Below are 10,553 nucleotides of genomic sequence, written 5' to 3'. Positions count from 1 at the left end.
GGGCGGGGAACGTGCGGTGGTGCCACGGCGACCTCGCTGCGTCGGGAGGTGGGTGGGTGCGCGGGTGGTGCGTGCGTGCGTGGGTGCGTGCGTGCGTGGGTGCGTGCTGTCAGGCGTCGGTGGGGAGCCAGACGCGCATGGCGCCGCTGTCGCGGTTGGCCCAGGCGTAGTAGGGGATGGCGGTGAGGGTGACCGGGTCGCCCGCCGGGGCCGGGGTGCCGTCGGCGGCGGGGCGGTAGGGCCACCAGCCGCCCGCCTCCGGGCGGGCGCGGGTGCGGGCCGTCGCGGTGACGACGGTGACGCCGCCGAGGAGGTCGGGGCGGGGCGCGGTGGCGAGGGGCGCGCCGGTGTCCAGGACGAGGTCGTCCAGGGCGAGGCCGGGGTGGTCGAGTGACTCGACGCAGTGGACGAGCGGGCCGCGTTCGATGGCGACGCAGCCGCGGGCGGCGTCCACGCGGGGGTCGGCGAGGGTGAGGCGGGGGGCGAGGGCGAGGTCGAGGACGACGGTCTCGCCCGCGGTCCAGGTGCGGGTGACGCGCAGCCAGCCGTCGCCGAACGACGCGTTCTCCGCGCCGTTCAGCGTCCAGCCGCCGTCGGCGGCCCAGTGCGGGACGCGCAGGGCGAGCGTCCAGGGGGTGTCGCCGGTGCGGTCGACGGTGACGGCGACGCGGCCGTCCCACGGGTAGTCGGTCTCCACGGTGACGGCCCGTTCGGCGTGCGCGCCGGTCGGTCCGGTGGCGAGGGTGCCGGTGGCGTACTGGTGGATCTGGAGCTCGCCGCCGTCGGGCGAGACGGACGCCAGGTAGTGGGGCAGGGAGGCGAAGAGCCGCATGAGGTTGGGCGGGCAGCAGGCGCAGCGGAACCACGGGACGCGGCGCTCCGTCGCCCCCTCCTGTTCGGCGTGACCGTCGCGCACGTGCAGGGGGTTGTCGTAGAGGTAACGGTCGCCGCTCAGCGAGACGCCGCACAACACGCCGTTGTAGAGGGTGCGTTCGATCAGGTCGCCGTACTTGGCCTCGCCGGTGAGGAGGGCCATGCGCCAGCTGAACTGCACGGAGGCGATGGCGGCGCAGGTCTCGGTGTAGGCGCGGTCGTTGGGCAGCTCGTAGGGGTGGCCGAACGCCTCGTCCTTGTGGTGGGCGCCGATGCCGCCGGTGAGGTAGGTCTGCCGGGCGGTCATCTCCGTCCAGAGCCGTTCGACGGCGGCGCGCAGCTCGGGTTCGCCGGTCTCGGTGGCGACGTCGGCGGCTCCGGCGAGGAGGTAGAGCTGGCGGACGGAGTGGCCGGTGACGGCGGTGACCTCGCGGACGGGGGCGTGGTCCTGGAAGTAGCCGGGGCGGCCGATGCCGGGGCGGTCCAGCGGGGGCAGGCCGCCGCCGTGGCGGTCGATGAAGCCCCGCGCGAGCTCGGTGTAGCGCCTCTCGCCGGTCTCCCTGGCGAGTTCGACGAGCGCGGTCTCGATCTCGGGGTGACCGCAGACGCTGTCGAGGGAGCTGGCCTCGATGTGGTCGGCGAAGCGCCGGGCGACGTCGAGGAGTTCGCCGCTGCCGGTGGTGCGGTGGTGGGCGACGGCGGCCTGGATGAGGTGACCGGCGGTGTAGAGCTCGTGGCCCCAGTGGAGCTCGGTGAAGTGGGGGACGTCGGGCTTGGCGACCTGGTAGTAGCTGTTGAGGTATCCGGAGTCCTCCTGGGCGGCGGCCAGCAGCTCGGCGAACTCGCTGACGCGCGCGGCGAGTTCGGCGGCGCGAGCCGGGGGAAGGGCGGGATCGCCCAGCTGCCAGGCGGCGGCTTCGAGCCACTTGTGGAGGTCGGAGTCCTGGAACGGCATGCCCTCGAAGCCGCCGGTGGAACGGCTCGCCGCGCGGCGCAGATTCTCGATGGCGCCCGATTCGGCGAGGCGGTCGGGGCCCTGGGGGATGCTGACCTCGGCGTTGACGCCGCGGCGTTCGGCCCAGAAGCCGCCGTCGATGGTGGCGCGGACATCGGGGCGGAGCGCGGCATGGGCGCCGGGCCCCAGGCGGACGGGGCCGGTGCCGGGGCTTGTGCCGGTGCTGGCGCCGGGGGTGATGGAGTGCGGGGCGGGCGGGACGGCTGTCATGCACGACTCCGTGGGGAGATTCAGGAGGTGAAGCCCGTTGAGCAACTTTGGGAAATGCATTTCCCGACCGGGATGCTAGGAGTGGCCCCCGGGGGCGTCAAGGCTTCGCGCTCTGGCTTGGCCGGTGCGGGCCATGGCATCATGGTCGGCCGGGCGCGGGGAGCGCCCCTCGAAGACCGGTAGAGGCAAAGGGTTTCCCATGACGGTGACGTCGCGGGGGGACACGCCGGGGCGCGCCGCCACGATCAGCGATGTGGCGGCGCTGGCCGGGGTGTCACCGGGCACCGCGTCCAAGGCGCTCAACGGGCGCGGCAGGCTGCGCCCCGAGACGCGCGAACGCGTTCTCCAGGCGGCGGGCAAGCTCAACTTCCGCCCCAACGAGGCGGCGCGCAGCCTGCTTTCGGGGCGGACCTTCACGGTGGGGCTGCTGACCACCGACAGCGTGGGTCGGTTCAGCCTTCCGGTGCTGCTCGGCGCGGAGGACGCGCTCGGCGCCGGGCGCATCTCGGTGTTCCTGTGTGACACGCGCGGCGACTCGATCCGCGAACAGCACTATGTGCGGACCCTCCTGGACCGGCGCATCGACGGCCTGATCGTGACCGGGCGCCGCACCGACCCGCGCCCGCCGGTGGCCCTGCCGTCCCCCGTTCCCGTGGTCTACGCGCTCGGCCCTTCGAGCGATCCGGGGGACGCCTCGCTGGTGCCGGACGACGCGGGCGGGGCGCGCCTGGTGGTGGAACACCTGCTGGCCACCGGGCGGCGGCGCGTCGCCCACCTCACCGGGCCCGCGCACCACACGGCGGCCTCGGTGCGCGCCGAGCACGCGGCGCGGGCGCTGGCCGAGGCCGGCGCCGAACTCTCCGGCGGGCGGGCCCTGTTCGGTGAGTGGAGCGAGGCGTGGGGGCGCCAGGCCGTCCATATGGCGCTGCGCGCCGACCCGTCGGTGGACGCGCTGTTCTGCGGCAACGACCAGATCGCGCGCGGCGCGGCCGACGCGCTGCGCGAGTCGGGCCGCCGGGTGCCGGACGACGTGGCCCTCGCGGGCTATGACAACTGGGAGGTCATGGCCGGGGCGACCCGCCCGCCGCTCACCACGGTGGACATGAACCTCGCCGAGCTGGGCCGCACCGCGGCCCTGCGGCTGATGGCCGCCATCGAGGGCCGCCCGGCCCAGGGCGTGGAGGCGCTGCCCTGCCGCCTGGTGATCCGGGACTCGACGGGCGTGGTCCCGGACGCGGGCGTCGTGCCGCCCGCGCCCGGCCCGCCGACGGCGCCGGGTGGCGCGTAGGACTCGGCGCGTAGGACTCAGGAGGTCGCGATGCGCGGAAACAGGGGACGACGCCGGGGCCACGGGGACAACGGGATGGACGACGTCGCGGACAACGGGTTCGCCCGGCTCCTGACCCGCCTCGCCGACCTGGTGGCGGCCGGGCTGCTGTGGACCGTGGCGAGCCTGCCGCTGGTCACCCTGCCCGCCGCGACCACGGCTCTGTTCGCGGTGGCGGACGGCTGGGCGCGCGGGCAGTCGCCCCCGGTGCTGGCGACGTTCTGGGAGGCGCTGCGCCCCCGGTTCGCCCGCGGGCTCGCGGTCGGTGCCGCGCTCGGGGCGGGCGCGGTGCTGGTGGCGGTGGACGTCTCGTTCGCCCTGGGCGCCGAGGGCGCGCCGCTGCGGACCGCCGTGTTCGCCGCCGCCGCACTGCCCGGCCTGGCCACGGCGCTCGCGGGCGCGTTCGCCTTCCCGCTGCTCGCCCTGACCGACGACGGCCCGGTGGCGCTGCTGCGCAACGCCGCCCTGCTGGCCGCCGCGAACCCGCTGACCACCCTCGCCGTCTGGCTCCTCACGGGTGCGGGCGCCGCCCTCGCGCTGGCGGTGCCCCCGGCGATTCCGCTGGTCGCGGCCCTGCTGGCGGCCGTGTGCGCCCGCCTGGCGCGGGGGGCGCTCGGCCGCCTGCCCGCCCGCGCCTCCGTACGCCCGGCCGACGCCTCCACGCGCCTGGGCGGGGCCCGCACGGCGCCCGCCTCACCCGGGGACTAGCATCAGTGGCCCCCCACATGAAAGGCGGTGTTCATCTGTGCGTCACTTGCGCGTAGGCGTCGCCATCCTCACCATGGGCGATCGTCCGGAGGAGCTGGCCGCCCTGCTCCGTTCGGTCGCGATGCAGGACACACCCGCCTCCCGGATCGTGGTCGTCGGCAACGGCGCGCCGCTGCCCCCGCTCCCCGACGGCGTGACCGGGGTCGAGCTGGCGGAGAACCTCGGCGTCGCCGGCGGCCGGAACGTCGCCCTCGCCACCCTCCGCTCCCTCGGGGACGTCGACGTGGTGGTGGACCTGGACGACGACGGGCTGCTGATCAGCCCGGACGTGTTCACCCGCCTGGTGGATCTGTACGAGGGGGAACCGAAGCTCGGCATCGTGAGCTTCCGCATCGCGGACGAGCGCGGGCGGACGGCGCGGCGGCACGTTCCGCGGCTGCGCGCCAAGGACCCGATGCGCGGCGGCCTGGTGACGACGTTCCTCGGCGGCGGGCACGGGCTGTCGATGGCGATGCTGGACGAGATCGGCGGGTGGCCGGAGCCGTTCTTCTACGCGCACGAGGAGACCGACCTCGCGTGGCGCGCGCTGGACGCGGGCTGGCAGGTGCTCTATGAGCCCGAGCTGGTACTCCAGCACCCGTGGACCTCGCCGACCAGGCACGCGGTCTTCCACCGGATGGTCGCCCGCAACCGCGTGTGGCTGGCCAAACGGCACCTGCCCGCCCCGCTCGTCCCCTTCTACCTGGGCACCTGGACCGCGATGACCGTGCTCAGGGCGCGGTCGCGCACGGGGTTGCGCGCGTGGTTCGGCGGCTTCGCCGAGGGCCTGCGCACGCCCTGCCCGCCGCGCCGCCCGATGCGGTGGGCCACGGTGTGGCGGATGGCGCGGCTGGGACGGCCACCCGTCATCTGAACCGCCCCGCGTTCCCCCGGCGCCTCCGACGGCGCTCGCCGGACGCGGTGGGCGACCGGCTGCGTGCCGGCGGGGACCGCGCCGCCCGCGGAACGGGCGCGGGACGAGACCGACGAGCGGGGCCAGGACCGGGGCCGGGACCGGGACGGTGACGCGGCCGTGGGGGTCAGACCCGGGGAACGAGGCGTTTCCTCGCCCAGTACAGCTTCTGGGCGAGGAGCGTGAGGACTCCGGCGAGGAGGATGCCGCCGAGGTTGACGCCGAGCTGGATCATCGAGCCCCTGGCGTCGCCGAAGTGGCCGTAGGCGAACGCCAGCGAGGCGTGCCCGGCGGCCGGGACCGTTGTCACCGAGATGGCGACCCCGACCAGCGCGCCCGCCTTGGCCGAGGTCAGGGAGAGGATGCCGACGATCCCGGCGAGCATCGCCACCACGAACGACATCGCGTCCGGCCGCCAGACGAACTGGCTGGCCGGGTGCGGCTCGGTGAACATCTCCTCCGAGAACAGCCCGAAGAAGGTCATCAGCAGGGCGAAGGCACCGGTCAGCAGCGCCGCCAGCGGGAATCCGACGAGCAGGGCGACCAGGGGCCGGGCGGCGCGGCGGGGAGCGCGGAGCACGAGGCTGGTGCAGACCCCGGCGAGGGGGCCGAACTCGGGTCCCACGACCATGGCGCCGACGAGCAGGATCTCGCTGTCGAGCATGATGCCGCAGGCGGCGAGCATGGTCGCCACGGTGAGGAAGGCGAGGTAGGTCACGGTCAGCCGGGACTCGCCCTGCGTGGCCTCGTCCATCGCCTCCCACAGGACGGCGTCGACGCCCTCGCCCGGGGCGTCCTCCTCGGCGCGCAGGGAGCGCGAGGAGATCGACAGGTCGATGTCCTCGACCGTGATCGCGCCGTCGTCCGAGAGCCCCAGCGTGCGCAGTTCGCTGAGCAACGCGTCGGCCGCCTCGCGCGCCACGTCGCACAGCACGAGGTCTCCCACCGGGTCCCGCGCGGCCCCGGCGACCACCACCAGATGCGCGGTCCCCACGGTCCGTTCCAGCAACGCGACGACGGGGTCGGTCCGTTCGGCGGGGGTGATCATCCGCAGGTGCAGCATGGGCATGCCCGGAGACTAGCCATCCGCGCCGCGCGGTGTCGTGCGGTGTCGTGCGGGCCGTGGTGACCGTGGTGACCGTGGTGACCGCTCAGGTGAGGAGGTGTTCGCTGCCCCAGGCGCCCAGCGGGGACAGGGCGGCGTTGAGCGAGGTGCCGAGGGCGGTGAGGGAGTAGACGACGCGGGGTGGCACCTCGTCGTGGACCTCGCGGTGCACGATGCCGTCCTGCTCCAGCTCGCGCAGGTGCGAGGCGAGGACCTTCTCGGTCACGCCGGGCAGCGTCCTGCGCAGCTCGCCGAACCGGTGAGGGCGCTCGTCGAGCACCCAGAGTATGGACACCTTCCACTTGCCGCCGATCACCTCCATCGCCGCGTCGATTCCGCAGGTGTGGGCCCCGGCCCTGGGCACCGTCGCCATGTACAGCCTCCTGCCTGGTCGCTCACCCCGGGGAAACCACGCACTTCACAGTGCGCTCTTGCCCGCCCCGGCGCCTGCGACCAGCCTAAACGGCATGACCGACAACGCCGTAGGACCTCCTCCGCTCACGCTGCTCGGGCTCGGCGCCATGGGCACCGCGCTCGCGAAGACCTGGCTCGACGCCGGGCACCCTCTCACCGTGTGGAACCGCACCCCGGGCCGCGCGGAACCGCTGGCCGCCGCGGGCGCGGCGGTCGCGGGAACGGCCGCCGAGGCGGTGGCCGCGAACGAACTGACCGTGGTCTGCCTGCTGGACGACGCCTCGGTGGGCGCGGCCCTCGACGGCGCCGACCTGGCGGGCCGGGACCTGGTGAACCTCACCACCTCCACCCCCGCGGAGGCCCGCGCGCGGGCGGGGTGGGCGAAGGAGCGCGGCGCGCGCTTCCTGGACGGCGGGATCATGGCCGTTCCTCCGATGATCGGTGTGCCCGAGGCCGGTGGCTATGTCTTCTACAGCGGCGACGGAGCGCTGTTCGAGGCGCGACGGGAGACGCTCGCGGCCCCGGCCGGGACGGTGTTCGTCGGCGAGGACGCCGGGCTCGCCGCGCTGCACGACGTGGCGCTGCTGAGCGCGATGACCGGGATGTTCGCCGGCATGGCGCACGCCTTCGCGCTGCTGCGGAAGGAGGACGTCAGGCCGACCGCGTTCGCTCCGCTGCTGTCGGGGTGGCTCACGGCGATGGCCGGGAGTGCGGGGCAGGCCGCGGAGCAGCTGGAGAGCGGCGACTACACGCGGGGAGTCGTCTCCAACCTGGAGATGCAGGTGGCGGGCAGCGCAACGTTGCTGCGCACGGCGGAGGAGCAGGGGGTGAGCGCCGAACTGCTGACGCCCTACCTGGCGTTGATGCGGCGCCGCCTCGCGGAGGGGCACGGGGACGAGGACACCACGGGCGTGGTGGAACTGCTGCTCCGGCCGTAGCGTCAGGCGCTGCGGGTGAGCCACGCGCGCATGTCGTCGGGCAGGGGATCCATCGCGGCGCGGTAGAGGGCCAGGTCCTCGTCGGTGAGGACGGATTGCCACTGCCCGTTCCTGCCCTTGTGGAAGAACTCGAACGCGGCCACCGCCGCGGAGATCGCGCCGGGGGCGAAGATGCGGTGGCTCTCGGCCTTCATGTCGCGGAACCTGCACGCCTCGACCATCGCGGGCCACAGCTCCTCGTCGACCGGGATGCCGAGGAACGCGCTGACGCGGCGCATCTGCCGGTCGAGGTCGTCCAGCATGTCCTGGTAGTGCAGGAACAGGATGTTGGGCTCGTGGCGGTGGCTCCACCACGAATGGAGGTGGTAGGTCGGTGAGTTGAACGGCCAGCCGTCGGACTCCCAGGGGAACGCGCTCCTGGTGAAGTACGCGTGCCAGTGCTCCCTGATGTCCTGGGGAACGGAGGGGTGGACGGGACTGTGCACGTCCTCGCCGGTGAGGTGGGTCCGGATCCCGGCCATCCCGTTCATGCCCTGGCCATGGTTATGCGCGGAGATGGCGGTGTCGCGTGGGTCGCGGCCGACGACGAGGTAGGACACCTCGGGGTGGATGGGCAGGGCGTCCATGGGCAGGTGGGTCTTGATGAACCGGCGATGTTCCTGGCGCTCCAGCGTTCTCAGCATGTCCTCGGCCGGGACATAGACGCAGTCGAGCCAGGGACTGATCTCCATGAGCGTGGCGGGCAGGCGCGTGGACTGGAACACCAGCACGGAGGTGATGCGCTGGGTCCACGTCGTGCCCACCTTGGGCGGGGTGGAGATGACGATGTCGCCGGGGCGCGGCTCGAATCCCTGCCACTGGGTGCTGTCGAGGAAGAAGCTGCGGTAGGTGCGATGGGGTGCTCGCCGTGTTTCCGCCTGGGTGGACATGGGTGAAGTCTGCGCCGCCTCCTGTGGCTTTATGCAATCGAACGGCAACTCAGCGTCGCGCGCCGGGCGTCGGGGTGGTCAGGGGAGGTGCGCGGTGGAGCCGAAGTCGGTGAGGGTGAGGCGGGTTCCGTCGCCGGTCCAGCGGGAGACGGAGGCCGTGGGGACGGGCGGGAGCCCGGCGGGGACCGGGGCGCCGACGCCCTCGATGACATGGCGCAGGGCGACCACCACGGCGTCGTGGGCGACCACGAGGACGCGGTGCCCGGCCGCCGCGTCGCTCAGGTCGGCCAGCAGGGCGGTGACCCGGAGGGCGACATCGGCCAGGGACTCCCCGCCGGGCGGGCGGTAGCGCCACTCGCCGACGCGCGCCCGGCGTTCGGCCTCCTCCGGATCCCTCGCGCGCAGGGCGGCCTCGGTGTGCAGCTCGTACCGGCCCATCTCCCGGTCGCGCAGCCGTTCGTCGACCAGGACACGGGGCGGGGTGTCGAGCGGAGGGCCGAGGGCGCGGGTCATGGCGGACCAGGTCTGGCGGGCGCGCAGGTAGGGCGAGCAGACGACGGTCCCCGGGCGGCGCCCGGGGGCGAGGGAGGCGAGCCAGCGCCCGAGCGCCGCGGCCTCGCGCTCGCCGCGTTCGGACAGCGGCACATCGGCGTCGGCGAGCCCGCGCGGCAGCGGCGGCTCGGTGCTCCCGGTCCGCCGCGCCTCCCCGAACAGCACGTTGGCGAGGCTCTCGCCGTGCCGGACGGCAAGAAGCTCGGCGATGCGGGAACCGCGCGGGCAAGGCGTCGCCGAGGGGGCGTCGAGGGCGTCGTCCACGCGCGACACGTTACCCGGCCCGGGAAGGCGATTCGCGTCGGCGAATGGTGGTGCGGGTCCCCGGGGCACGAGGGATCAGGGCGCAGGGCGCTCAGCCGGTGCCGGTGGCCGCGGCGACCTCCGCCCTGATCCCGGCCATCAGCAGCCTCAGCCCGAAACGGAACTGCTCGTCCGACCCGACGACGAACAGCTCGTCGCCCGGGACGGTGGCCCCGGGCAGCCCGTTCATCACATCGCGCACCTGCTCCCAGCGCTGGTCGCGGGCGCCCGCCCTGACCGCCATGGACAGCGACGAGGCGAGGTAGGCCACCAGCGTCTGGAGGCACTGGATCGCCGTGGCCGGGGGCAGACCCGTCGAGGCGAGCGCCGCGACCATGCCCACGGCGATCCGCTGCCCGTTCCGCCCCATCGGCGGCCGGGCGGCGATGTGCGCCGCGATGCCGGGGTGGCGCAGCGAGGTCTCGCGGATGGACTCGGCCGTCGCCCCGATGCGCTCGTCCCACGGCAACCCCGGGTCGGGCGCGGCCACTTCGGCGAACGCCAGGTCGGCGACGGCGTCGAGGAGGGCTTCGCGGTTGGCGAAGTGGCGGTAGAGCGCCATGGGGTCGCAGCCCAGTTCCGACGCGATGCGGCGCATCGACATCGCCTCCGCGCCGTCGCGGTCCCCGAGCTCGAACGCGGTGCGGACGATGAGCTCGGGGTTGAGGAAACGGGTCTTGGCCATGGCTCCATTCTGACATCGCGTCTACGACGTAGACATGAGGCGCCTCGCTTGTCTACGCTGTAGACACGGTGGGGGCCACAACGGTGGTGCCCCGTCGCCGACCGAAGGAGAACGACAGTGCCCTCCACCCTGACCGCCGGCCGAGGCGCAGCCGTGTTCATCGGCGTGGGAACGCTCGGCAATCTGGTCATCACCGACGTGGACGGCGAGTTCGTCGTCCCGGACCTGATCGTGGGCCTGGCCCTGCTGATCGCCGCCGTACTGCCAAGGGACCAGGCGACATCGGCCCTCACCGCCGCGTTCGGGATGGCATCCGGCGTGTTCGCGGTCGCCGCCTTCTCCTATGTGGAACGCGGCGACATCGGGCCCGGCGTCACGCTGTTCGCGCTGACCTCCCTCGCTTTGACCGTACTGCTGGCCTGGCGCGTCGGACTCCCGACCGAGAACGGGGCCGAGGCCCGGAGCTCTCGGGCGAACGCCCACGCCTGAACATGTCTCCTTCGCGGTGGTGAACGGTGGTGGGGGTGCCGGGGGTTGTGGGT

General features: G+C 73.9%; 11 protein-coding genes. 5 read left to right on the top strand and 6 right to left on the bottom strand.

Annotated features, from left to right (window positions below; genetic code table 11):
* Positions 1 to 109 precede the first annotated feature (109 nt).
* A complete protein-coding gene (locus ADY01_RS26705; protein WP_078900635.1) occupies positions 110 to 2,098 on the bottom strand; it encodes a glycoside hydrolase family 127 protein in 1,989 nt (662 codons plus the stop codon).
* Between the two features lie 199 nt (positions 2,099 to 2,297).
* On the opposite strand from ADY01_RS26705, the gene ADY01_RS26700 reads away from it, so the two are divergent.
* Genes ADY01_RS26700 through ADY01_RS26690 form a run of 3 tightly spaced genes read left to right on the top strand, consistent with a single transcriptional unit; the run spans position 2,298 to position 5,046 of the window.
* Positions 2,298 to 3,386: a LacI family DNA-binding transcriptional regulator gene (locus ADY01_RS26700; RefSeq protein ID WP_049578624.1), complete on the top strand. Its 1,089-nt coding sequence runs from the start codon at positions 2,298 to 2,300 to the stop codon at positions 3,384 to 3,386.
* Positions 3,387 to 3,416: 30 nt separating this feature from the next.
* Entirely contained in the window at positions 3,417 to 4,133 is a 717-nt protein-coding gene (locus tag ADY01_RS26695; RefSeq protein WP_078900634.1) for a YesL family protein, read from the top strand.
* A 37-nt stretch (positions 4,134 to 4,170) separates the two neighbouring features.
* Positions 4,171 to 5,046: a glycosyltransferase family 2 protein gene (locus tag ADY01_RS26690; protein WP_049578621.1), complete on the top strand. Its 876-nt coding sequence runs from the start codon at positions 4,171 to 4,173 to the stop codon at positions 5,044 to 5,046.
* A 166-nt stretch (positions 5,047 to 5,212) separates the two neighbouring features.
* Here ADY01_RS26690 and ADY01_RS26685 read toward each other — a convergent pair whose 3' ends face one another.
* Both ADY01_RS26685 and ADY01_RS26680 read right to left on the bottom strand, forming a co-directional pair.
* On the bottom strand, positions 5,213 to 6,148 hold the full coding sequence (locus ADY01_RS26685; RefSeq protein ID WP_049578628.1) for a DUF389 domain-containing protein: 936 nt from the start codon (positions 6,146 to 6,148) through the stop codon (positions 5,213 to 5,215).
* Between the two features lie 88 nt (positions 6,149 to 6,236).
* On the bottom strand, positions 6,237 to 6,563 hold the full coding sequence (locus ADY01_RS26680) for a winged helix-turn-helix transcriptional regulator (RefSeq protein ID WP_049578618.1): 327 nt from the start codon (positions 6,561 to 6,563) through the stop codon (positions 6,237 to 6,239).
* Positions 6,564 to 6,657: 94 nt separating this feature from the next.
* Here ADY01_RS26680 and ADY01_RS26675 point away from each other — a divergent pair, with 94 nt between their 5' ends.
* A complete protein-coding gene (locus ADY01_RS26675) occupies positions 6,658 to 7,542 on the top strand; it encodes an NAD(P)-dependent oxidoreductase (protein WP_049578616.1) in 885 nt (294 codons plus the stop codon).
* A 2-nt stretch (positions 7,543 to 7,544) separates the two neighbouring features.
* On the opposite strand, the gene ADY01_RS26670 is transcribed toward ADY01_RS26675, so the two are convergent.
* From ADY01_RS26670 to ADY01_RS26660, 3 genes are all read right to left on the bottom strand, one after another.
* Entirely contained in the window at positions 7,545 to 8,471 is a 927-nt protein-coding gene (locus tag ADY01_RS26670) for a sulfotransferase domain-containing protein (protein ID WP_049578614.1), read from the bottom strand.
* A 78-nt stretch (positions 8,472 to 8,549) separates the two neighbouring features.
* On the bottom strand, positions 8,550 to 9,287 hold the full coding sequence (locus ADY01_RS26665; protein WP_107081832.1) for a histidine phosphatase family protein: 738 nt from the start codon (positions 9,285 to 9,287) through the stop codon (positions 8,550 to 8,552).
* A gap of 91 nt (positions 9,288 to 9,378) precedes the next feature.
* Positions 9,379 to 10,011 (bottom strand): TetR/AcrR family transcriptional regulator, encoded by a 633-nt coding sequence (locus tag ADY01_RS26660; protein ID WP_049578613.1) that lies wholly within the window; start codon positions 10,009 to 10,011, stop codon positions 9,379 to 9,381.
* 117 nt (positions 10,012 to 10,128) lie between these two features.
* Between ADY01_RS26660 and ADY01_RS26655 the strand changes: the two genes are divergently transcribed.
* Positions 10,129 to 10,500, top strand: coding sequence for a hypothetical protein (locus tag ADY01_RS26655; RefSeq protein ID WP_049578611.1), 372 nt, complete (start codon positions 10,129 to 10,131; stop codon positions 10,498 to 10,500).
* The last annotated feature ends 53 nt before the right edge of the window (positions 10,501 to 10,553 follow it).

It is taken from the genome of Streptomyces sp. SBT349 (assembly GCF_001083795.1).
Taxonomy (GTDB): Bacteria; Actinomycetota; Actinomycetes; order Streptomycetales; family Streptomycetaceae; genus Streptomyces.
This window is presented reverse-complemented; position numbering and strand designations above follow the sequence as displayed.